Origin of the sequence: Citrobacter sp. Igbk 14 (assembly GCF_028069825.1) — a bacterium.
Lineage (GTDB): Bacteria > Pseudomonadota > Gammaproteobacteria > Enterobacterales > Enterobacteriaceae > Citrobacter.
Genome location: NZ_JANEWM010000001.1, coordinates 23915 through 48050 on the forward strand (window position 1 = coordinate 23915; position 24136 = coordinate 48050).

Annotated in this window: 20 protein-coding genes; 9 read left to right on the forward strand and 11 right to left on the reverse strand. The window is 50.6% G+C overall.

Annotation, left to right across the window (positions count from 1 at the left end; genetic code table 11):
• The first annotated feature begins 99 nt into the window (after nucleotides 1-99).
• From sanA to preA, 4 genes are all read left to right on the forward strand, one after another.
• Nucleotides 100-819, forward strand: coding sequence for an outer membrane permeability protein SanA (sanA, locus tag NNN64_RS00115; protein WP_137382290.1), 720 nt, complete (start codon nucleotides 100-102; stop codon nucleotides 817-819).
• A gap of 2 nt (nucleotides 820-821) precedes the next feature.
• Nucleotides 822-1061 carry a DUF2542 family protein gene (locus NNN64_RS00120; protein ID WP_137382289.1) on the forward strand — a complete coding sequence of 80 codons (240 nt, stop codon included), beginning with the start codon at nucleotides 822-824 and terminating at the stop codon, nucleotides 1059-1061.
• 233 nt (nucleotides 1062-1294) lie between these two features.
• Entirely contained in the window at nucleotides 1295-2536 is a 1242-nt protein-coding gene (locus NNN64_RS00125) for an NAD(P)-dependent oxidoreductase (protein WP_271440063.1), read from the forward strand.
• Entirely contained in the window at nucleotides 2530-3765 is a 1236-nt protein-coding gene (gene preA / locus NNN64_RS00130) for an NAD-dependent dihydropyrimidine dehydrogenase subunit PreA (RefSeq protein WP_271440064.1), read from the forward strand. Before NNN64_RS00125 ends, preA begins: the two co-directional genes overlap by 7 nt.
• 58 nt (nucleotides 3766-3823) lie before the next feature.
• On the opposite strand, the gene mglC is transcribed toward preA, so the two are convergent.
• The 6 genes from mglC to folE form a co-directional block, all read right to left on the reverse strand.
• The gene (mglC, locus tag NNN64_RS00135) at nucleotides 3824-4834 is read right to left on the reverse strand and encodes a galactose/methyl galactoside ABC transporter permease MglC (RefSeq protein WP_005129205.1); all 1011 of its coding nucleotides are present in this window, start codon (nucleotides 4832-4834) and stop codon (nucleotides 3824-3826) included.
• A 15-nt stretch (nucleotides 4835-4849) separates the two neighbouring features.
• Nucleotides 4850-6370: a galactose/methyl galactoside ABC transporter ATP-binding protein MglA gene (mglA, locus tag NNN64_RS00140; protein ID WP_048211171.1), complete on the reverse strand. Its 1521-nt coding sequence runs from the start codon at nucleotides 6368-6370 to the stop codon at nucleotides 4850-4852.
• A gap of 71 nt (nucleotides 6371-6441) precedes the next feature.
• Nucleotides 6442-7440, reverse strand: coding sequence for a galactose/glucose ABC transporter substrate-binding protein MglB (mglB, locus tag NNN64_RS00145; protein WP_043016958.1), 999 nt, complete (start codon nucleotides 7438-7440; stop codon nucleotides 6442-6444).
• Nucleotides 7441-7735: 295 nt separating this feature from the next.
• Nucleotides 7736-8758, reverse strand: coding sequence for an HTH-type transcriptional regulator GalS (gene galS, locus NNN64_RS00150; protein WP_271440065.1), 1023 nt, complete (start codon nucleotides 8756-8758; stop codon nucleotides 7736-7738).
• Between the two features lie 144 nt (nucleotides 8759-8902).
• Nucleotides 8903-10060 (reverse strand): DUF418 domain-containing protein YeiB, encoded by a 1158-nt coding sequence (yeiB, locus tag NNN64_RS00155; RefSeq protein ID WP_137382284.1) that lies wholly within the window; start codon nucleotides 10058-10060, stop codon nucleotides 8903-8905.
• Nucleotides 10061-10074: 14 nt separating this feature from the next.
• Complete coding sequence (gene folE / locus NNN64_RS00160) at nucleotides 10075-10743, reverse strand: GTP cyclohydrolase I FolE (RefSeq protein ID WP_003027410.1); 669 nt, start codon at nucleotides 10741-10743, stop codon at nucleotides 10075-10077.
• 321 nt (nucleotides 10744-11064) lie between these two features.
• On the opposite strand from folE, the gene fghA reads away from it, so the two are divergent.
• Nucleotides 11065-11904: an S-formylglutathione hydrolase gene (fghA, locus tag NNN64_RS00165; RefSeq protein WP_271440066.1), complete on the forward strand. Its 840-nt coding sequence runs from the start codon at nucleotides 11065-11067 to the stop codon at nucleotides 11902-11904.
• A gap of 274 nt (nucleotides 11905-12178) precedes the next feature.
• Nucleotides 12179-14164: a ligand-gated channel protein gene (locus NNN64_RS00170; protein ID WP_271440067.1), complete on the forward strand. Its 1986-nt coding sequence runs from the start codon at nucleotides 12179-12181 to the stop codon at nucleotides 14162-14164.
• A 710-nt stretch (nucleotides 14165-14874) separates the two neighbouring features.
• On the opposite strand, the gene lysP is transcribed toward NNN64_RS00170, so the two are convergent.
• Together lysP and yieE are read right to left on the reverse strand one after the other, a co-directional pair.
• The gene (gene lysP, locus NNN64_RS00175; protein WP_137383673.1) at nucleotides 14875-16344 is read right to left on the reverse strand and encodes a lysine-specific permease; all 1470 of its coding nucleotides are present in this window, start codon (nucleotides 16342-16344) and stop codon (nucleotides 14875-14877) included.
• Between the two features lie 195 nt (nucleotides 16345-16539).
• Entirely contained in the window at nucleotides 16540-17421 is an 882-nt protein-coding gene (gene yieE / locus NNN64_RS00180; protein ID WP_048211165.1) for a DNA-binding transcriptional regulator YeiE, read from the reverse strand.
• A 133-nt stretch (nucleotides 17422-17554) separates the two neighbouring features.
• On the opposite strand from yieE, the gene NNN64_RS00185 reads away from it, so the two are divergent.
• From NNN64_RS00185 to NNN64_RS00195, 3 genes are all read left to right on the forward strand, one after another.
• The gene (locus tag NNN64_RS00185; protein ID WP_137383674.1) at nucleotides 17555-18604 is read left to right on the forward strand and encodes a YeiH family protein; all 1050 of its coding nucleotides are present in this window, start codon (nucleotides 17555-17557) and stop codon (nucleotides 18602-18604) included.
• 188 nt (nucleotides 18605-18792) lie between these two features.
• Nucleotides 18793-19650, forward strand: a complete 858-nt coding sequence (gene nfo, locus NNN64_RS00190; RefSeq protein ID WP_271440068.1) for a deoxyribonuclease IV — start codon at nucleotides 18793-18795, stop codon at nucleotides 19648-19650.
• A gap of 2 nt (nucleotides 19651-19652) precedes the next feature.
• The gene (locus NNN64_RS00195) at nucleotides 19653-20741 is read left to right on the forward strand and encodes a sugar kinase (RefSeq protein ID WP_271440069.1); all 1089 of its coding nucleotides are present in this window, start codon (nucleotides 19653-19655) and stop codon (nucleotides 20739-20741) included.
• Between the two features lie 141 nt (nucleotides 20742-20882).
• Here NNN64_RS00195 and NNN64_RS00200 read toward each other — a convergent pair whose 3' ends face one another.
• The 3 genes from NNN64_RS00200 to NNN64_RS00210 form a co-directional block, all read right to left on the reverse strand.
• Nucleotides 20883-22133, reverse strand: coding sequence for a NupC/NupG family nucleoside CNT transporter (locus NNN64_RS00200; RefSeq protein WP_271440070.1), 1251 nt, complete (start codon nucleotides 22131-22133; stop codon nucleotides 20883-20885).
• A gap of 95 nt (nucleotides 22134-22228) precedes the next feature.
• Nucleotides 22229-23164 (reverse strand): pseudouridine-5'-phosphate glycosidase, encoded by a 936-nt coding sequence (locus NNN64_RS00205; protein ID WP_048211160.1) that lies wholly within the window; start codon nucleotides 23162-23164, stop codon nucleotides 22229-22231.
• Nucleotides 23152-24093 (reverse strand): pseudouridine kinase, encoded by a 942-nt coding sequence (locus NNN64_RS00210; RefSeq protein ID WP_271440071.1) that lies wholly within the window; start codon nucleotides 24091-24093, stop codon nucleotides 23152-23154. Before NNN64_RS00210 ends, NNN64_RS00205 begins: the two co-directional genes overlap by 13 nt.
• Nucleotides 24094-24136: the final 43 nt, after the last annotated feature.

A 24136-nucleotide genomic window follows, 5' to 3' on the forward strand; every position in this document is an offset into this window, starting at 1 on the left:
CAGTGACTAAAATCCCCTCAATCAGACTGCTGTTTCTTGCGCTCCGCCGTTGGGTACAGTAGCCTGATTGAAATTCCATCCAATTATCGAGTTTTCTGCATGTTAAAGCGCGTGTTTTACAGCTTGTTAGTCCTGGTAGGCTTGCTGCTGTTGACAGTGCTTGGGCTCGACAGATGGATGAGCTGGAAGACGGCCCCCTACATCTATGACGAATTACAGGATCTCCCCTACCGTCAGGTTGGTGTTGTCCTGGGCACGGCAAAATACTACCGTACCGGCGTCATCAATCAGTATTACCGCTACCGCATTCAGGGCGCATTAAATGCGTATAACAGCGGCAAAGTAAACTATCTGCTACTTAGCGGCGACAACGCACAGCAAAGCTATAACGAACCGATGACGATGCGTAAGGACTTGATTGCCGCGGGCGTCGATCCCGCTGACATCGTGCTCGATTACGCAGGGTTCCGTACGCTTGATTCGATTGTACGCACGCGCAAAGTATTCGATACCAACGATTTCATCATCATTACTCAGCGATTCCACTGTGAGCGCGCATTGTTTATTGCGCTACATATGGGCATTCAGGCTCAGTGCTATGCGGTACCCTCGCCAAAAGATATGCTTACCGTGCGGGTACGCGAATTTGGCGCTCGCTTTGGCGCGCTGGCCGATCTCTACCTTTTTAAACGCGAGCCACGTTTTTTAGGTCCGCTGGTACCTATCCCGACCATGCATCAGGTACCCGATGATGCTCAGGGATATCCGGCAGTCACTCCTGAACAATTACTCGAATTACAAAAGAAACAAGGAAAATAAGCATGGATGTACAAACACTCTTCGTCGTATTGGCCTTTCTGCTCATTCCCCTTTTTTGTTTCCGTGAAGCCTGGAAAGGATGGCGCTCCGGGGCCGTAGATAAAATTAAGAAGAATGCGCGCGAACCGGTTTACGCCTATCGCTCGCAAGAGCCTTTGCAATTTTGGTCCTATGTGCTGGTTTATGCCGGGTGCGGATGTTTATCATTAGGTATGGTTGTTTATTTGGTATTTTATCGTTAACGATATTATCTTTATATTAGATGTTGAGAATAACTAATATTATGATAACGGTTACCATTTCAATATAAGGGATTCATGCTGCCTGTCAGCATTTCCCTCACACCTTCTTCTATTTGTGAATCCTTTCACAGAATACTCTTCCTGCAGTGCTTAGCCTTAAGAATAGCCTTTCACTTTTTATATTTTGTTATTAACGGTTTGCCTTAATTTACTCAAGCATTAAGGAAGAAAATATGCCACAACAAAATTATCTGGATGAGCTCACGCCGGCTTTCACCCCATTATTAGCCATAAAAGAGGCTTCTCGTTGTTTATTATGTCACGATGCCCCCTGTAGTCAGGATTGCCCGGCGCAAACCGACCCAGGGAAATTTATTCGTTCCATATATTTCCGTAATTTTAAAGGCGCGGCTGAAACTATCCGGGAAAATAATGCGCTCGGTGCGGTGTGCGCCCGGGTATGCCCAACCGAAAAATTATGCCAACGCGGATGTACACGTTCAGGAATTGATAAGCCTATTGATATTGCGCGACTGCAGCGATTTATTACCGATTTTGAACAGCAGACCGCAATGAAAATCTATCAGCCCGCAACAAAAACGCTGGGCAAGGTCGCCATCATCGGTGCGGGTCCGGCCGGATTACAGGCCAGCGTAACGCTGAGTAATCTTGGCTATGACGTCACCCTCTTCGAAAAGCAGGCCCAGCCAGGCGGCTGGTTGCGTTATGGTATTCCAGAGTTTCGTCTGCCGCAGACGGTTTTAGATAATGAGATTGCCCGTATCGTGGAAATGGGCGTGACCATCAGATGCCATTGTGAAGTGGGTGCTGCCCTCTCCCTTGAGCAACTCAAAACAGAATACCGCGCCGTACTGGTGACCGTAGGGATGTCTTACGGTTCTACGTTGCCTCTGTTTGACCAGGCGAATAATGTCGAAATTGCCGTCGACTTTCTGCAACGGGCCCGACAGTCAGGCGGCAATATTAGTGTCGCGCAAAGCGCATTGATCATCGGCGGTGGCGATGTGGCAATGGATGTCGCCAGTACACTGAAACTGCTGGGCTGCCCGTCCGTCACCTGTGTCGCACGTGAGGAACTGGCCGAATTCCCTGCCAGCAACAAAGAGTTCAACAGTACCCAGGCGTTAGGGGTATCGATTATTGACGGTTTCACGCCTGTGGCGGTTAGTGGGAATCGCGTCACCTTTAAGCACGTACGCCTGCCGGGAGAACTCTCGCTTGAAGCCGAACATATTATTCTTGCCGTCGGTCAACATGCGCAGCTTGATGATTTCGCCGCGTTAAAACCACAGCGCAATCTTATCGATACGCACAATTACCAAACCGCCGATCCGGTTATGTTTGCCGCGGGCGATATTGTTAAAGGCGATAAAACCGTTGTATACGCCGTGAAAACCGGAAAAGAAGCCGCTCAGGCCATTCATCACTATTTAGAGGGAGCTTGCTCATGTTAACGAAAGATCTTTCTATTACATTTTGCGGCGTCAAATTTCCCAACCCGTTCTGCCTCTCTTCTTCTCCGGTGGGCAACTGCTATGAGATGTGTGCCAAAGCCTACGATACCGGCTGGGGCGGTATTGTTTTTAAGACAATCGGTTTCTTTATCGCCAATGAAGTCTCCCCGCGCTTTGACCATCTGACCAAAGAAGATACCGGCTTTATCGGCTTCAAAAACATGGAGCAAATTGCCGAACACCCGCTGGAGGAGAACCTGGCCGCAATTCGCCGACTGAAACAGGACTACCCAAACAACGTCCTGATTGCATCGATCATGGGAGAAAATGAGCAGCAATGGCAGGAACTGGCCCGCCTGGTTGAAGAGGCGGGTGCAGACATGATCGAATGCAACTTCTCGTGTCCGCAAATGACCTCACATGCCATGGGCAGCGATGTCGGGCAAAGCCCTGAGCTGGTCGAAAAGTATTGTCGGGCAGTTAAACGCGGCTCAACCTTACCAATGCTGGCTAAAATGACACCAAATATTGGTGATATGTGCGAGGTGGCGCTGGCAGCTAAGCGCGGAGGTGCTGACGGTATCGCGACCATCAATACGGTTAAATCCATCACCAATATCGACCTGAAGCGCAAAATCGGGATGCCAGTCGTCAACGGTAAATCCAGTATTTCTGGTTACTCCGGCAAGGCCGTGAAACCTATCGCTCTGCGCTTTATTCAGCAACTGCGTATGCACCCTGAACTGCGCGATTTCCCGATTAGCGGCATTGGGGGGATTGAAACCTGGGAGGATGCCGCCGAGTTTCTGCTGTTGGGTGCTGCCACGCTGCAGGTAACCACCGGGATTATGCAGTATGGCTACCGAATCGTGGAGGACATGACCAGCGGGCTGTCGCATTACCTCGCCGATCAAGGATTTGATTCACTGGAGGAGATGGTTGGTCTCGCCAATACCAATATCATCCCCGCAGAGGAACTTGACCGTAGCTACATCGTCTATCCGCATATCAATCTCGAAAAATGTGTGGGCTGTGGCCGCTGCTACATCTCCTGCTATGACGGTGGGCACCAGGCGATGGAATGGAATGAGGAAACCCGTACACCACACTGCAACACGGAAAAATGCGTGGGCTGCCTGCTGTGCGGTCACGTTTGCCCGGTAGCCTGTATCGATCTCGGTGAGGTGAAATTTAAAACCGGCGAGAAAGCGCATACGTTAACGTTGTAACACTCACAAAAAAGCCCGGTGCAGATTGCGCTGCGCCGGGCTTTTAGCGTTTTAATCGTTACTTCTTACGTGCGTATTTCAGTGAATCCAGCGCGACGGCGAAGATGATGATGCCGCCCTTAATAATGTACTGCCAGTAAGGGTTCACGCCGATGTAGGTCAGACCGTAGTTGATGACGGTGAAGATAATCACACCGGTCACCACGCCGAAAACCGTCCCCACACCACCGCTGAACGACACGCCGCCAACCACGCATGCCGCAATAGCATCCAGCTCGTACATAAAGCCGAGGTTGTTGGTCGCAGAACCGATACGCCCTGCTTCCAGCAATCCACCGAAGGCATAGAACACACCAGACAGCGCATAGATAATCAGCAGGTTCAGCGCCACGTTTACACCGGACACTTTCGCCGCTTCAGGGTTACCGCCGATAGCGAAAATATTTTTACCAAAACGGGTCTTGTTCCACAGCACCCAAACAAAGGCCACGGCAATCAAGGCATAGAAAGTAATGTAGGAGAGTCGGAAACTACCCAGCGCAATAAAGCCCTGCGCAAAGGTTGAGAACCCGCTGTCAAAGCCAGAAATTGGCGATGCCCCAACAAAGTCGTAATACAGGGAGTTAATACCGTAGACGATAATCATCGTACCGAGGGTGGTAATAAAGGGCGTCACATTCAGATAAGCAATGATGATACCGTTTACCAGACCGATGACAGCACCGATAACGCAGACAATCAGCACGACCACAATAATGGGCATCGTCGCCATTTCCGGGAACACCTTGTTGGCATTCTCCATCGACTGCAACAAGGTTGCCGCAACGACCGCCGCCAGGCCAACCTGGCGCCCTGCGGACAGGTCCGTCCCTTGCGTAACAATCAGCCCGGCAACACCCAGCGCGATAATAATACGCACGGAAGATTGCGTCAGAATATTACTCAAGTTCAGTAAACTTAAGAAAGTGGGATCCTGGAAAATAATAATTGCCAGCAAAACCAAAAGAACAACGTAAATTCCGCCTTCTTTCAGGTAAGTAAGAAAACTTTTCTTATTTAACGCACTCATGAGGAGCCCCTAATCTTAAAGGTGCAAAGACGCAAGACGGAGGATTTCGTTTTGCGTTGTGGTTTTGGTTTCAACAATTCCCGCGACGAGGCCATTGCTCATCACCAGAATACGATCGGTAATACCTAGCAATTCTGGCATTTCAGAGGAAATAATAATGATCCCCTTTCCTTTTTTCGCCAGTTCAGCAATCAACTGATAAATCTCAAATTTTGCACCAACATCGATACCGCGTGTAGGTTCATCCAGCATCAGGATTTCAGGCTGCGTTAACAACCAACGGCCAATGACCACCTTTTGCTGATTACCACCAGAAAGCGAACCAATTTGCGTACGATGCCCTGGTGTTTTTACCCTCATCGAGTCAATTACCCACTGGGTATCGCTCTTCATGCGGGAGTTATCCAGCAGGCCGACTTTATTTTTATAGTTTTGGATATTGGAAATTAACGAGTTAAAACCAATGTCCAGATAGGCATAAATACCGGTTGAGCGACGCTCTTCGGTGACCAGCGCAAAACCATGGTTAATCGCTTCATTCGCGCTGTGGTTATTGATTTTTTTGCCGTGGAGCGTAATCGTGCCCGATGATTTCTCACGAATGCCAAACAACGTTTCAACGATATCGGTGCGTTTCGCGCCAACCAGACCGGCAATGCCGAGAATCTCCCCTTTATGGAGATCAAAAGAGATATCACGAATCGACGGCTGACGCAGAGAAGTCAGGTTACGCACTTCCAGAATCACTTCTCCCGGCTTATTCTCTTTATCCGGGAAACGTTGGTTCAATGAACGTCCGACCATCATGGCGATGATCTTATCCATGTCCAGCCCTTCCAGCGGCTGGGTCGCAATCCATTGACCGTCGCGCAGCACGGTAATTTCATCACACAGTTGAAAGATTTCTTCCATTTTGTGAGAAATATACACAATCCCGCACCCACGCTCTTTCAGCTTACGGATGATGGTAAACAGATGATTAACCTCTTTCTCGGTTAACGATGAGGTCGGTTCATCCATAATGACGATTTTGGCGTCATACGAAAATGCTTTCGCAATTTCAATCATCTGCATTTGCGAAACAGATAATGTTCCGACACGCGCACGCGGATCGATATCAATATCCAGTTCATCGAAAATCGCTTTGGTATCGCGGTACATTTTTTCCTGATCGACAAACATACCTTTGGTGGGATAGCGCCCCAGCCACATGTTGTCCATTACAGAACGTTGTAATACCAGGTTTAATTCCTGGTGTACCATTGAAATACCATTCTCAAGCGCTTCTTTAGCAGAATGAAAATCGATTTCTTTACCCTGAAATAAAATACTACCGGAATCTTTTTGATAGATCCCAAAAAGACATTTTAATAATGTTGACTTTCCAGCGCCATTCTCGCCCATCAGAGCATGAATAGAATGTGGGCGGACTTTTAAATTGACATTATCAAGAGCCTTAACGCCGGGAAAGGACTTGTTGATGCCGCTCATTTCCAACAAGTATTCGCCTGACGACTGAGTATTAGTGCTGACCATAATTATACCTTGTTGGCCTTGCAGAGTGCGTAATTAAGGGCGCAATGAAATTGCGCCCACAGACGGAGTATTTATTTGTTGGTGAACTCTGCCAGATTATCTTTATCGACACCTACATATGGAACGCGAACAATTTTGTTCTCAATTTTCCAGTTGGTACCGTCTGCCGCGCCTTTGCCATCAGCCAGGTTTCTCGCCAGATCAAAGGTCGCTTTCGCCTGGTTGTTTGCATCGTTCAGCACGGTACCGGCCATGGCACCAGATTTCACCAGAGCCAGCGCTTCAGGCAGCGCATCGACGCCAAATACCGGGACGCTGGTTTTGTTGTGCGCTTTCAGCGCTTCAACTGCACCCATCGCCATGGCGTCATTGTTGGCGATAACCACTTCAATTTTGTTTGCGTTAGGACCAGACATCCACGCATCCATTTTATCTTTCGCCTGGGCGGTATCCCACATTGCGGTATCTAACTGCAACTGCTCAGTTTTAATGCCTTTATCGTTCAGCTCTTTAATCACGTAAGTCGTACGTGCTTCGGCATCCGGATGTCCCGGTTCGCCTTTCAGCAGTACAAACTGAATTTTGCCGTCTTTATTCAGATCCCAGTTCGGGTTAGCGGCCCAGTGCTTGGCAATCAAATCACCCTGAATAATCCCGGACTCTTTGGAGTCAGTACCGACGTAATAGGCTTTGTCATAGCTGTCCAGCGCTTTACGGGAAGGCTCTTTGTTGAAGAATACAATCGGTACGTTCTGACCACGCGCTTTTTCAATTACCGTTCCTGCTGCTGCCGGGTCAACCAGGTTGATGGCCAGTGCTTTAACGCCTTTTGCCAACAACACATCAATCTGATCGTTCTGTTTGGACTGATCGTTTTGCGAGTCATTCATCAGCAACTGTACATCCGGTGCCGCTTTGGCATCTTTTTCAATAGCCTTACGTACCACAGACATAAAGTTATCGTCATATTTATAGATAGTCACACCAATGCGGGTATCAGCAGCGTGCGCAGCCGCGCCGAATAACATACTTGCCATTACAGCAGACAGGGTCAACACCTTCTTATTCATGGTATCTCCGGTTTTATTATGCAGGGTAGTGCTTGAGATAAATGCTCGGCAGGCAGAACGTTACTGAAGTGTTACTGAACGCCGAAGCTCACTTTTAAAAATATTTCTTCCGTGTCTGGCAACGCTCCAAAAACAGGCTTTAATTTTTGTTTAAGACGCCTATACCTCGATGAAAGTGATTATTCACCGTTACATAGTAGTTACAGCGCAGCAAACAGTGTCATCATAGCTATCGCATTGTTAAGATACTGTGAATTTACTCACATATTGAAAGCGGTTACATAGCCCGACATTATCAGTTAGTGATCGGTGCCGCATTCTGCCGCAAAGCCACAGAATGGCGCCGCACCAGTGTCGGCATAAAGCAATGAGTTGCATCAGGATCCAGCGTTCCCGCCGCGCCTTGTAGCGCAAGCTCGGTGGCCATTTTTGCCATAGAAGCAATAGGATAGCGCACCGTTGTCAGCTGCGGGTCGGTGTAACGTGCGATGGGAATATCGTCGAAACCAATGATAGACAGATGTAATGGAATGGCGATGCCGTTGTCTTTTAGCGCCGTTAGCGCGCCAGCGGCCATATTGTCGTTGTAAGCGAAGACAGCCGTCAGTTGCAGGTTGCGTCCCAGCAGTTCCACCATTGCGGACTCTCCGCCCTGCATATCCGGTGAACCAGTACCTATCCAGCTGTCGGCAGGAGTAACACCCTGTTCTTTCAGGGCACTTAGCCACCCTTCTTTACGCATTGCGTCGTCCTCAATGCGGTGACTTGATGCCAGGTAACCAATACGTTGATGCCCATTATTCAGCAGCATGCGGGTTGCCATTTTAGCGCCACTAATATTATCCAGACAGACGCAGCGATGCGCATAGCCCGGCACAATGCGGTTGATCAGCACCATACCGGGGATCTGATCCATAAACTCCGCCAGCTCGCGATCGCTCAACGCTTTCGAGTGAACAATCAGTGCGTTACAACGCTGACGAATCAGTACCTCAATGGCGTGACGTTCTTTTTCAGCTTCGTGGTAGCTGTTGCCTATCAGGACGTACTTCTGATGCTGCTGGGCAACCAGGTCCACGGCTTTGACCAGCGCGCCAAAAAAAGCATCTGAAACATCCATCACCACGACACCAATCGTGTCGCTCACCTGCGTCGCCAGCGCTTGTGCATTGGCGTTTGGGCGATAGCCGAGCTGAGTCACTGCTTTCATTACCGCTTCACGCGTGTCAGGACTCACCAGCGCGCTGTTGTTGAGTACGCGGGAAACAGTCGCTACAGAAACGCCAGACTGCCGTGCCACATCACGTATGGTTACCATATTCACTGCCCTGTTTTAGATTGCGGCTGCCCGCAGACACCCCAGGCTGTGTATTTTGTCAGCACAACGAAACGGACTGCGTGAGTGATGTCACAGGAATGAAAGCGCTTACATCCATTTTGTTAATGAATGTGATCCAGATCGTTATCTGGATGTTCGCGGTAATGATGTCCCTGACGCACGCAGGGTTAATTGACGCCATAGCCATTCTACCGGGCCTTGCCGGTAAAAATGCAACCAAATGACGGAGAAAAGCAGGTTAACGGCCCAGACCGGAATGACAAATAACAGCAGCGCCAGTCGGTCATATTTCATAAATAAGCCAAATTGATAAAACAGCGTGGTGCAAATTAAGGTTTGTAACAGATAGTTGGTCAGCGCCATGCGCCCAACGCAGGCTATCGCAACAACCCCTTTTAAGCGGCTCAGCTGCGGCCAGAAACCAAACAGCAACGCGGCATAACCAATTGTCTGAAACGGCGCGCCCAGCTCACGCGGAGCCTGCAACAGAAAAGCGCACCAGCGATATGCCCAATCCAGATGCCACTGCGCAACGATAGCAGGCAGGTTAATCGCAATGCCAATAATGACCAATAACGCGCCGGTACGTCGATAGTGCTGCAAGCTGTACTGCCCTTTCAGCCAACCGCTGCGCATCAATGCCGCGCCCAGCAGCATCATCCCCGCCAACTGCCAGCCGTACTGTGCGCCCAGCGCCAGTAAGCTATTCGACAGCATATCCACACGATTACTGACCGCTTCCATACCGCCGTTAATCTTCCAGTACTTCTCATACAGCAACGCAGAAGCATCCGGTGTCCAGGCCCGGCTGGTCTCACTTCCGGAGATAAACCCCAGCAGCAACAGCACGCCAACGCCCACCAGATAGAGCAACACGCCGGTATTAAACAGACTTTTGACGGAAGGGGCATCGCGAACCAACCGCCAGCAAATCAGCCCGATGAGGCCATACGCCAGCAGGATATCGCCATCCCAGAACAGCAAACCGTGAATAAACCCCAGCAGGACCAGCAAAGTGAGTCGCGACTGGATCCAACGTTTGCCTCGCGGTAGCAGCATCTGCAGACCCGCGCCAAACAGCAGCGCAAACAGCGTGAGGAATTTCACCTGCGCAAAGAGATCAAGCACAGCCCAGGTCCAGGCATCTGACGGGGTAATGCTGCCGTACCAGGCAGGATTCAGATAGGCCGCCTTTGGCAGACCAAAGGCGCTAATATTGAGAAGCAGGATGCCGAGGATGGCGACGCCACGAATAAAATCCAGCGTGACATTACGCTCCATGGCCCCTGCCCTGATCAGTTGTGGTGACGCACGGCGCGCAGGAATTCCTGACGCGTATTCTGGCTGGACTTAAACAATCCGCCAAGCGAGGTGGTGGTGGTGGCGCTGGTCGCATCACGGATACCACGCGCTTTCACGCAGTAATGCACAGCATCAATTGACACCGCCACATTATTCGTCCCGAGCAGCGTTTGCAGCGCGGTGAGAATTTGCTGAGTCAACCGTTCCTGGACCTGCGGGCGCTGAGCGAAGAACTGCACAATGCGGTTAATCTTCGACAGACCGATGACCGAATCTTTCGGAATATAGGCCACCGTCGCTTTGCCATCAATCGTGACGAAGTGATGTTCGCAGGTGCTGGTCAGCGTGATATCGCGAACCGTGACCATCTCATCCACTTTCATCTTATTTTCAATGACGGTGATTTTAGGGAAATTGGCGTAATCGAGGCCGGAGAAAATCTCATCGACATACATTTTTGCGATGCGATGTGGCGTTTCCATCAGACTGTCATCGCTCAAATCAAGATTGAGCAATTGCATTATCTCGGTCATATGACCGGAGATAAGACGTTTGCGCGTTTCATTATCCATCTCTTGCACGGGCGGGCGTAGCGGTGTTTCAAGACCACGCGCGACCAGCGCTTCATGAACCAGGGCCGCTTCTTTACTGAGTGATGACATTTCTTTTTCTCCTGCAGGTGGGGCGCCTCTGCCCTGCGTGGGGCAAAGTTTTTAGGCTGTGTCACAGCCAGAACATTGTGCGTGAGGCGGCGCACATAATCCAGTATTCACCGCGATAATTATTGAAATTGGTGCTGCCTTTTAGCACACAGATTTCAAACATCGTTCAACCGGGTGAATTCGAGTGTTAATGTAAAGTTATATAGATGATGAAGTATGTTTGCTCAATGCGGAAGTGAAAGTTACTCACAGTGCAATGAATAATCTGTATTATGGTGAGTTCGCAAACACATTCAGGTTCAACACAATAAGGAGCCACGCATGGAAATGCTTGAAGAGCACCGCTGTTTTGAAGGCTGGCAGCAACGCTGGCGTCATGACTCCACCACGCTAAATTGCACCATGACCTTCAGTATTTTTCTTCCACCTCCCCGGGATAACACCCCGCCTCCGGTGCTGTACTGGCTGTCAGGCTTGACCTGCAATGATGAAAACTTCACCACTAAAGCCGGAGCACAACGTATTGCGGCTGAACTGGGCATCGTTCTGGTGATGCCTGATACCAGCCCGCGTGGGGAACAGGTCGCCAATGATGAAGGCTACGATTTAGGCCAGGGTGCCGGATTTTATCTCAATGCCACGCAACAACCGTGGGCCTCACATTTCCGCATGTATGACTATATGCGTGATGAGCTGCCAGCACTCATTCAGTCACAGTTTAACGTCAGCGATCGCTGCGCCATCAGCGGGCACTCAATGGGGGGGCATGGTGCACTGATCATGGCACTGAAAAACCCTGGTAAATACACCAGCGTTTCTGCCTTTGCCCCCATCGTCAATCCATGTCGCGTATCGTGGGGTGAGAAAGCCTTTAGCGCCTACCTGGGTGAAGATAAATCACGGTGGGCGGAATGGGACAGCTGTGCGCTGATGCTAGCCAGCAAACCCGAAGATGCGATCCCAACGCTTATTGATCAGGGGGATAGCGATCAGTTTCTCGCCGACCAGTTGCAACCCGCAGTCCTGGCCGAAACCGCCCGTCAGACTGCATGGCCGATGACATTACGCATTCAGCCTGGCTATGATCATAGCTATTACTTCATTGCATCGTTTATTGAAGATCACCTGCGTTTCCACGCCCAGTATCTGCTGCTGAAGTAGCCTTCGAGGGCGCAAGCCCTCTTGGTTTCTCCATTATTCCTTCACTTTTTATCCATTTTTATTTCGCCGCTATCTCATTGATTTTATAAACACTTCCCCAAATTTTATATCAAACACAAATGATTTCTATTATCATTTGTGTTTACAAAAATTCATACTTTTGTACAATCCCCCCGCTTCTTTACTGAAAAGAGTCCTTAAAAGACAAATACATACAATTGTCATGGCCTTTCACATGACACGCAGTTAGATTCATTTAAATGGAATGATACAAATGACTATACCTCACGTTAAGGCTGTAGCCGCCGCAGTATGCGTCGCGAGTCTCCCATCACTCGTTTATGCCGCCGACCAGGATACCGTGGTCGTCACCGCCACCGGGTTTGAGCAAAAAATTCAGGATGCCCCCGCCTCCATTTCGGTTATTACCAAGCAGCAGATCGAAGATAAAGCGTATCGCGATGTGACCGATGCACTGAAAGACGTCCCTGGTGTTGTTGTCACCGGCGGCGGTAGCAGCAGTGATATCAGCATCCGCGGTATGGCCTCGCAATACACACTCTTCCTGGTTAACGGCAAACGTATCAGCACACGCGGTACGCGCCCGAACAGTGACAACGCGGGTATTGAGCAAGGCTGGCTGCCGCCACTGGAATCCATCGAACGTATCGAAGTGATCCGCGGCCCGATGTCGTCTCTGTACGGCTCTGACGCCATGGGCGGCGTGATTAACGTGATCACCAAAAAAGTCTCGAATACTAAAGCCTGGACCGGCTCCCTGCATGGCGACGCCACCTTCCAGGAAGATCGGGACTCCGGTGACCTTTACCAGACAAATGCCTACGCGTCCGGACCACTGATCGACGGGCTACTCGGTGCAAAAGTGACCGGGCTGTTCTCCCATCGCGGAGAAGATAAGATAGTCAATGGTTACAATGAACAGCGCCTGCGCAACGGCGGACTCACCCTCAACTTCACCCCGGATGATAAAAATGACATCGACTTCGATGTCGCGCATGAACTACAGGATCGCAACAGCACGCCGGGCGAATCGATGGCGGCAGAAAACTGCCGTAACGGTGTTTGTAAGCCAAACAGCAAAAGCTACAACCGTTATGAACACACAACGTATTCATTAACCCACAGCGGTTATTACGACGATTTCAACAGCACCAGCTATGTTCAGCAGGAAGAGACCAAAAACCCTGGTCGTCAGATGAAGTCCTACAACACGATCTTCAATAACCAGAACCAGGTCTTCCTCGGGGCACACACCCTGACAGTTGGCGGGCAATACCGTTATGAAAAACTGCGCGATAACGGCAACCAACTGCAAGCAGCTGACGGTCTGAACAAATTGACCCGCTGGAGCTGGGCACTGTTTGCCGAAGACGAATGGGCGGTTACCGATACTTTCACGCTGACCGGCGGTCTGCGTATGGATAAAGATGAAAACTACGGTGACAACTGGACGCCGCGCGGCTATGGCGTATGGCACCTGAGCGATCAGTGGACATTAAAAGGCGGTGTTTCTGCGGGCTATCGTGCGCCGGATCTGCGCCAGTCATCCGCAAGCTGGGGGCAAGTGACCGGCGGCGGTCGTCTGAACGGTATCATTGTCGGCAACCCGGATCTGAAACCAGAAAAAAGCCTGAGCGAAGAGATCGGTTTACTGTGGGATAACGGCAACGACCTCAATGCGGGCGTCACGCTGTTCAATACCGACTTCAAAAACAAAATCACCGAAGTGCGTCGCTGTAACAGCAGTGCCGATCCGGCTTGTACTATTGGCAGCACCCATTACGACTTTGTCAGCGATCGGGTTAACGTTGATAAAGCCAATATGCGCGGCGTCGAATCCACCTTCGGCTGGAAAATAACCTCCGACATCAACTGGACGGCAAACTACACCTATACGGAATCTGAACAGAAAAGCGGCCAGTTCTCGGGTCAGCCGTTAAACAAAATGCCAAAGCATATGTTTAACACCACCCTGGACTGGCAGGCTACGCAGGATATCGGTTTCTGGAGCCGTTTGAATCTGCGTGGCAAAACATCAGAATACCTGAGTCGTACCTCTATGGCGCAAGGCACCCCTTCCTATACCCAGGTCGATATCGGTATGCGTTACTACGCAACCAAAGATGTACTGCTTACTGCTGGCGTGTATAACGTGCTGGATAAACAGATTGATTACGATACCTATGACACCGTGCTTGATGGTCGTCGCTACACTGTTGGCCTGACTTACAACTTCTAAAGTTAGGACAATAAAAACCCCGGCAAGGTGAATGTCTAATGCCTGTTAGTTAAGCATGTATGGAGAACATTTTATTCCGCTACGGGGTTCCGTTCACTTCAACGGTATCACTTCTTTGAATCACAGATACCCGTGAACGTGCAAGGGAGGCTCACCGCCGCCTCCCTTGCAACCCAGGCTCCCGGCACGGAAAATCGTCGCTGCGCGAGCTATTCGTCTTATGCCGTCTGCCTGTCGGGTCGGGGTCGAGCCTGCGTCCCTGCAGGCCGTCCCCTCTGCCCGCATCCCTGCGGGCAGCCCCGGTCAGCCGTCAACGCCTCATCGATTTTCAGCCGGACCAGGGTGTCGCTTCAACTCTCTGACTTTCAGTTAAATCTGTTTTGCTGTTCCAACATGTTCAAATAAAAATACAGGTGGTCAGGCGTGCCGGGAGCCGGGATTGTTAAGGGTGCGCGATAGCACCCTTAACACGTTCACCGGCGTTCAGGGTGCAGAAAAGCGATGAACATGAGGTGAACGGAACCCTTTCTCAGAGAGAGCATGTTCATTACCTCGCCAACACATGTTGATGCTTTCTGAAACTAAAATGTTAACTGAACAGGGTGAGTGCCGGGGGAGGGTTATTGTCTGCCGGATGGCAGCACGGAGGCCTTACCCGACCTACACTATCTTACGTAGGTCGGATAAGCGCGGTACCATCAGGTACAAGATTACTTCTTCACACGTTTCGGAAAGTGCATTTCGCTGTAACGAACGAAACGGGTTCCTTTGGTCAGCTTATAGCCAAACCAGATGATCAGGAACAGCGGGATACCAATGTAGGTTGCCATTACGCCACCCCAGTCAATGGTATCTTTCAGGAACGCTTCGTAGTTTTGACCCAGGGTGATTATCAGGCACAGAACAAAGGCAAAAATCGGCCCCAGAGGGAAGAAGCCAGAACGATACGGCAGATCCTTAATATCATGGCCCTGCAACACATAACCACGACGGAAACGATAGTGGCTAATTGCAATTCCCAGCCAGGCGATAAAACCCGTCATCCCGGAGGTGTTCAACAGCCACAGGTACACAGTCTGGTTACCAAACATGGATGTCAGGAAGCACAGACCTGCCACGACAGTCGTTGCATACAGCGCGTTACGCGGTACACCGCCACGAGACAGTTTAGAGAAAATACGCGGCGCTTTACCGTCACATGCCAGGGTGTAGAGCATACGTGTTGATGCATACATGCCGGAATTACCCGCCGACAGCACCGCTGTCAGGATAACGGCGTTCATCACCGCCGCCGCAGACAGCAGACCCGCGTGCTGGAATACCAGCGTGAACGGGCTGACGCTGATATCTTTTACATCATTGCGCAGCAGGCTCGGATCGGTATACGGGATAATCAGGCTGATAATCAAAATCGCGAACACATAAAACAGCAGGATTCGCCAGAATACCTGGCGCACCGCGCGCGGAATGTTCTTCTCTGGATCTTCAGATTCGCCCGCGGCGATACCAATCAACTCGGTCCCCTGGAAGGAGAAGCCGACGATCATCGCCACACCAATCATGGCAGCAAAACCGCCAGCAAAGGGGGCATCACCTGTCGTCCAGTTACTCCAACCCACCGGTTGAGCACCTTTGAAGATACCGATAATCATCATCACGCCAACCACGATGAAGATAATCACGGTGGTAACTTTGATCAGTGAGAACCAATACTCTGCTTCGCCAAATCCACGTACCGAAATGTAGTTCAGCAGGAAGATAACGCCAAGGAACAGCGCACTCCAGATCCAGCCTGGCGTATCCGGGAACCACCAGCTCATGACCAATTGTGCGGCCACCAGGTCCACGGCGATAGTTACCGCCCAGTTGTACCAGTAGTTCCAGCCGAGCGCGAAGCCAAAGCCTTCTTCTACATAGTTCTGACCGTAGGTAGAGAACGAACCGGAAACCGGCATATAGGCTGCCAGCTCACCGAGACTGGTCATCAGGAAGTACACCATCAGGCCAATCAGAATATAGGAAAACAGCGCGCCGCCAGGACCCGCCGCAGAAATAGTTGCACCAGATGCAACGAAAAGACCCGTACCGATGGAACCGCCAATGGCGATCATCGTCAGGTGACGCGCCTTCAGTTCACGGCGTAGCGTGGGCGCTTCTGTGGTTTTAGTTTCGGAAACCATGTGAAAATGCTATCCATCCAAAAAATGAGGCGCGATTGTAGCAGACGAAATGGCATTCTTCCGGCACAAATGCGCAGTTATAAGAGACCTTCATGACTGGCCGCGGATTATAAGTAAAGCAGAAACTGGGCAACGTATGACGATTGCCCTCAGTTGAAGATGGGGTGTTCATTGCAGGTGCGACGCATCAGCGTCTTATTCAACCTGCTCTACCTGGTCGCTATAACGTAAAAAACGCAGCAGCGAGTTTGAAAGATGTTTTTGGCGATGATGGACGCGCCAAAGCGTGCGGACCAGACGCGGCAACGGCACCGGAACTTCGCTTAACGTTCCTGCCTGCAGTTGTTCGGCAATAACCCGACGTGACAAGCAGCTGATCCCCAGGCCATGGCGGACAGCATGTTTAATAGCTTCCGAGTTACCCAACTCCATTGCCATCTGAAATCTCGGTAGATGAGACAACAACAGGTAATCCACCAGCTCACGGGTACCGGACCCACGTTCGCGCAGGATCCAGGGCGAAGCCGCAAGTTGCTCCAGCGTCACCGGGCCCGTGGTTAGCGGCGATGACGGTGCCGCAAATACCACCAGTTCATCTTCCAGCCACGGTTCAGAGATGATCTCCGTACTGTGACATGGCCCTTCGATAAGCCCGATGTCGACCCGAAAATCCAGCACCGCATTGATAACATCCTGGCTGTTGCCCACGCTGAGTTCCAGCGGCAAGTCGGGGAAATCACGCCGGTAACCTGCAATCATGGCAGGTAAAATATAGTTGCCGATGGTGCTACTGGCATAGACGCGAATCGCGCCATTATCTTCACGAAAAAGCTGTTCGATTTCTGTCGTTTGCTCGAGCAAGGCCAACGCACGCGGATAGAGTAAGCGCCCGTGCTCATTGACGACCAGCCGCTTGCCGACACGGTCAAACAGTTGCACGCCAAGTTGCCCTTCTAAATCGGTAAGCGCAGCACTCACCGCCGACTGCGACAATGACAACATGACAGATGCCTGAGTCGTCGAGCCGCTTTTCAGTACCTCAGCAAACACTTCAAGTTGTCGCAGGGTGATATGCATAGTCGTTTTCCACCGGGTAGCCCGTGCTTACCACTTATAAAGATTAATTATAAATATATAATCAATTTTATTTTTAAGCCACTTCACCTTACAATTTTTGCCAAGAAATCATTCAAATTGTTCAGGAGGGGTTATGACTGAACTCGCCCTACAGAATCATCGTCGTACAGTGTGGCATTTTATTCCGGGGCTTGCCCTGAGTGCAGTTATCACCGGGGCCGCCTTATGGGGAGGTTCCATTCCCGCCGTCGCAGGTGCCGGGTTCAGCGCCCTCACCTTAGCCATCTTATTCGGGATGGTTATCGGCAACACCGTGTATCCACAAATCTGGAAAAGCTGTGACGGTGGCGTGCTGTTTGCCAAGCAACATTTACTGCGTCTGGGGATCATCCTGTATGGTTTCCGCCTCACCTTCGCCCAAATAGCCGACGTTGGTGTCAGCGGTATCGTCATTGATGTCCTGACGCTCAGCAGCACCTTTATGCTGGCCTGCTTCCTCGGACAGAAAGTCTTTGGTCTGGACAAACACACCAGTTGGCTGATTGGCGCGGGGAGCAGCATTTGTGGTGCCGCCGCGGTATTAGCCACTGAGCCGGTGGTGAAAGCAGAAGCCAGTAAGGTAACGGTCGCCGTTGCTACCGTGGTTATCTTCGGGACCATTGCTATCTTCCTGTACCCGGCAATGTATCCGCTACTGGCGCACTGGTTTAGCCCGGAAACCTACGGGATTTATATTGGCTCCACGATGCATGAAGTTGCACAGGTTGTTGCCGCCGGGCATGCAATCACCCCGGAAGCTGAAAACGCAGCCGTCATTGCTAAAATGCTGCGCGTCATGATGCTGGCTCCGTTCCTCATCATCCTGGCAGCACGTGTTAAACAACTGTCTCCGGCGACCGGCGGAGAGAAAAGTAAAATCACTATTCCGTGGTTTGCCATCCTGTTTATTGTGGTCGCGATTTTTAACTCGTTCCACCTGCTGCCACAGTCAGTGGTGAACATGCTGGTTACGCTGGACACCGTGTTGCTGGCTATGGCGATGGCAGCACTGGGGTTAACCACTCACGTGAGTGCACTGAAAAAAGCCGGTGCAAAACCTCTGCTGATGGCACTGGTGCTGTTTGTCTGGCTGATTGTGGGCGGTGGCGCGATTAACGTTGCCATCCACGCGCTGATGGCATAATCGATCACGACTCACCTCCATTAACCCGCTATACTCTTCCCTTTTGAGTATGGCGGGTTTTTCCCGTCATATTTCAAGTTGCAGGCGCGTTGGCTGCGCTCGTTCACCCCAGTCACGTACTGAAGTACGCTCCCGGGGATTCTCTCTCTTGCCACCTTCCTGCAACTCGAACTATTTAGGGAATCATTATGAAATACATCGGAGCGCATGTAAGCGCCGCTGGCGGTCTGGCTAACGCTGCTATTCGAGCTGCAGAAATCGAAGCGACCGCATTCGCCCTGTTCACCAAAAATCAGCGCCAGTGGCGCGCCGCACCATTGACCACTGAAGTCATTGATGACTTCAAGTCAGCCTGCGAGAAATATCACTTTTCCTCCGCACAAATCCTGCCACATGACAGCTACCTGATTAACCTCGGCCATCCCGTCAGCGAGGCGCTGGAAAAATCACGCGATGCTTTTCTTGATGAAATGCAGCGCTGCGAGCAGCTTGGTTTATCCCTGCTTAACTTTCACCCGGGCAGCCACTTAATGCAGATCCCGGAAGATGAATGCCTGGCGCGTATTGCGGAATCAATCAACATTGTCCTTGCTCAGACTCAGGGCGTGACGGCAGTCATTGAAAACACCGCCGGGCAAGGCAGTAATCTTGGTTTTAAGTTCGAGCATCTGGCGGCAATCATCGACGGTGTCGAGGATAAATCCCGTGTAGGTGTCTGCATCGACACCTGCCACGCCTTCGCGGCCGGTTACGATTTGCGTTCCGCTGACGAGTGTGAAAAGACATTCGCTGAATTTGAACGTATTGTCGGCTTTAACTATTTACGCGGTATGCACCTGAACGATGCCAAGAGCGCATTTGGCAGCCGCGTTGACCGCCACCATAGCTTAGGGGAAGGCAATATCGGTCACGATGCATTCCGCTGGATCATGCAGGACAGCCGTTTTGACGGCATCCCACTGGTACTGGAAACCATCAACCCTGATATCTGGGCCGAAGAAATTGCATGGCTGAAAGCGCAGCAAACTGAAAAGGCGGTTGCATAATCATGAACGACAGGGAAAAGCAGATCCTTAAGATCCTGCGTCGCAATCCGCTGATACAACAAAATGAAATCGCCGATATTTTGCAGATCAGCCGTTCGCGCGTCGCCGCACATATTATGGATTTGATGCGCAAAGGAATGATCAAAGGTAAAGGTTATATCCTTACCGAACAAGATTATTGCGTCGTCGTCGGGGCAATAAACATGGATATTCGTGGTGTCGCTGACATCCACTATCCTCAAGCCGCATCTAACCCCGGCAGCATCCACTGTTCTGCCGGCGGCGTGGGACGAAACATCGCCCACAACCTGGCGCTACTGGGCCGCGACGTGCATTTAATCTCCGCGGTTGGCAGCGATTTCTATGGCGAAACGCTGCTGGAACAGACCCGTCAGGCCGGTGTTAACGTTTCCAATTGTATTCGTCTGCATGGACATAACACCTCCACCTATTTGTCGATCGCAAATCAGCAGGAAGAGACCGTACTGGCGATTAACGATACCCACATTCTGCAACAGCTAACGCCGCAGTTGCTGAACGGTTCACGGGATCTTATCCGCCATTCCGGCGTCGTGCTGGCAGATTGCAACCTGACGGCTGAAGCCATCGAGTGGGTATTTACTATTGCTGATGACATTCCGGTATTTATTGATACCGTTTCAGAGTTCAAAGCAGCAAAAATGAAGACCTGGTTTACACGTATTCATACGCTCAAACCCACGCAGAAAGAGCTTGGCATTTTATGGGGTAAGCCTGTCCAGTCGGATGCGGACCGCGTGCAGGCCGTCAACGACCTCCATCAACAGGGGGTAAAACGCATCTTTGTATGTCTGGAAGACGAATCCGTTTTTTGCAGCGAAAAGGACGGAGAGCAATTTTTACTGACACCGCCGAAGCATACGGTGATAGACAGCTTCGGTGCCGATGACGCATTTATGGCGGGATTGTTATACAGCTTTCTGGAAGGCAGTGCGTTCCGCGAAAGCGCGCAGTTTGCAATGGCTTGTGCAGCATTATCACGCGCCAGCGTCAGTATTAACAACCCGACGCTCTCTGCCGATAATGCCCTGTATTTGCTGAAAACCGCTTAGAGGTAATGCCGGATGGCGCTACGCTTATCCGGCCTACAAACAATGACACTTCCTCGCAAACTGCTACCACCTGGCCTACAAGCAACAACTCTTCCTCGTAGGCTGGATAAGGCGTTAGCCGTCATACGGCAAAGCATCCGGCTATGCTAAACCAATAAAGAAGCCGGCTATTGTGGCGCTCATCAGGTTAGAAAGCGTTGCCGCAGCCAGTGCTCTCATCCCAAGCTGTGCGATTTCCGGTGCGCGCTGTGGCGCAATGGCTGAAAACGCACCGACGACAACACCAATCGAACCAAAGTTTGCAAAACCACACAGGGCAAACGAAATAATCGCAATGGTCTTCACATCTAACGTCCCACCCGTTTGCAGGTACGGTGAGAAGTTGAGATAAGCGACAAACTCATTAATCGCCAGCTTCTGCCCGATCAAGCTCCCCGCCAGCGTTGCATCGCTCCAGTCCACCCCCATAATCCACGCCAGCGGAGCCAGGATATAGCCAAAAATGCCTTCCAGGGTCGCGTGACCGAAGCCAAACCAACCGCCAACGCCGCCAATAATGCCGTTAATTAGCGCAATAATGGCGACAAATGCCATTACCACCGTCGCAACGCCTGCGGCAATCTTCAGCCCGGTCATCGCCCCGCTCGCCGCCGCTTCGATGATGCTTTTCGGTGGTGTCTCAGTAAACGACAGATTCTCGAAGGTAACGCGAGATTCTTCTGTTGCCGGGCTCAACATGCGCGCGAACAAAATCCCGCCAGGAATTGCCATCAATGATGCCGCCAACAAATAATCGATGGGGACCCCCATTCCGGCGTAACCGATCATCATTGAACCCGCAATAGACGCCATCCCGCTACAAATTGCAGTAAACAGCTCATTGCGATTCAGGCGATCAATAAAGGGTTTCACGATTGCCGGAATTTCGTTTTGCCCGAGAAAAATCGTCGTCACCGCAACAAATGATTCGATTTTACTGATGTTCAGCGCTTTCTGGAAAATACCACCGAGAACACGGATCAACAGTCCCATTACGCCAATGTAGTAAAGCAGGCTTATCAGCGCGGTAACAAAAATGATGGCAGGGAGAACCCGGAAGGCAAAGATAAAACCGGCACCGTCAAACAGCACATCCATTTTAGGACCGACCAACGAGCCAAAAATAAATGCACTACCTGCATCGCTATATGACATGACCTTGTGGACGCCGAGTGCCGCCTGTTCAACCAGCCATTTCCCCGGAGGGAAATACAACATGATACCGCCAATGGCGATTTGCAGAACCAACGCAGCGCCAACGGTACGCAGGCTAATACGTTTTTTATTTACTGACAGCAGAAACGCGATGGCCAGTAATACCACCATACCCACAACACTTCTCATTATATCCATAATGAAATCCCTTCATGCCAGGAAACCCGGCGCTAACGCCAGGTTTTGGTAGGTTTGATATTCACGGGCGACCACTTTCTGCCCGGTACATTCGGTCAGGCGAGGCGTTGATATTCCTTCGCAATCTCGCAAGCCAGTACGGCGTTGTTGAACACCAACTGAATGTTAGATTTCAGACTGTCGCCTCCGGTCAGTTCCGCAACCCGTGCCAGAAGGAACGGCGTGCTATCTTTGCCTACAACGCCCTGCTCTTCAGCTTCCTTCACTGCCCTATCGATTGCCGCGTTAATTTTTTCCTCTGCCATTGCAAACTGTTCAGGGATTGGGTTTGCGACAACCAGACCGCCGTTCAGGCCGGTTTGCCATTTCACCGCCATCGCACGGGCAATTTCTTTTGCGCTGTCCAGACGAATACTGACGTCAAACGGGCTGGTGCGGCAGAAAAATGCTGGCAGTGATGTTGTCTGATAACCAATGAGCGGCACACCGAAGGTTTCTAAATATTCGGTTGTTAATCCGAGATCGAGAATAGATTTTGCCCCTGCACAAATAACCGTGACATTGGTATGTGCCAGTTCTTGCAGATCCGCAGAAATATCAAATGTATGCTCAGCCCCGCGGTGAACACCGCCGATACCACCGGTTGCAAATACTTTAATTCCCGCCATAGCGGCAATAATCATGGTAGAGGCAACGGTAGTTGCGCCATTTTTCCCGGCGGCGACAACAAACGGTAAATCTCGACGACTTACTTTAGCAACGTTATGCCCTTCACGTCCTAAAAGTTCAATTTCGTCTTTACTCAAGCCCACTTTCATTACCCCGCCAATAATGGCAATGGTTGCAGGCACAGCACCATGTTTGCGAATAGTTTCTTCTACTTCAATTGCTGTCTGCGCATTTTGTGGGAATGGCATACCATGGGAAATAATGGTTGATTCAAGTGCAACAATGGGTTTTTTACTGTTTAATGCTTCCTGAACTTCTGGAGATATTTGTAATAATTCAGAGGAAAGAGTTAATTCAGACATTCTGTGTTCTCCACTAATGAGCTAACATTCGCAACAGACAAATCAGGGTTATTGGTATATTCACAGGCCAGCGCCATAGATGAGCAACCCTGCGCAAATCGAACCGAATCAATAAAGGGCAAACCGTCTACCCAGCATGATGCCAGTCCTGCCATCATGGCATCACCCGCCCCCGTAACATTAATGACGTGAGTTTTAATGGGCAGCGACCAGCCGCTACTCCCTGAGATATCACTATAATAAACACCGTCCCCCCCCATGCTGAGCACCAGACGGTTTAGGCCGCGTTCATGAAACCACGTGGCAACTTTGCCAACATCCTCTCGCCCGGAGAGTGCAATACCACTCAGGGTTTCAGCTTCAAGTCGATTAGGTTTTAAGGTATGGATTTTGCCGAGCTGCTCGCGAATTTTAACGCACTTCCATGCCGATACCGGGTCAACAAACACCGGTACCTCACCCGCGTTTTCCAACACCCATGTCAGCGCGTCTTCGCTGATATTACAGTCAGCAACAATAACTTTTGCTGCACGAATAAAATCACGATGTTGCGACAAAAAATCCGCTGAAATGTGGTCAGTAATACTCATATCATTAATGGCAACCAGCATCTCACCGGTATTATCAAGCAGCGACAAATAGCTTGATGTATTTTCTCCAGCAACAATCAGGCATTTTTCGACATGAACACCAGATTGATTAGTTTGCGCCAGCAGTGATTGCCCATAGAAATCGTTACCAACGGCAGTCAGTAACCATGAATCTTTCCCCAGCAGCGCCAAATTATGAGCGATATTGCGTCCCACGCCGCCTGGCGTAAATTTTATTTTTCCCGGATTCGAGTCCGCATAATTCAGAGAAGCATGCGAATACCCGGCGACATCCATATTGGCCGAGCCAATGGTTACTATGTATTCCTTTTCACGCATAGCACGTCCCCTGGCAATATAATTACCACTAATGAGTTCGTCA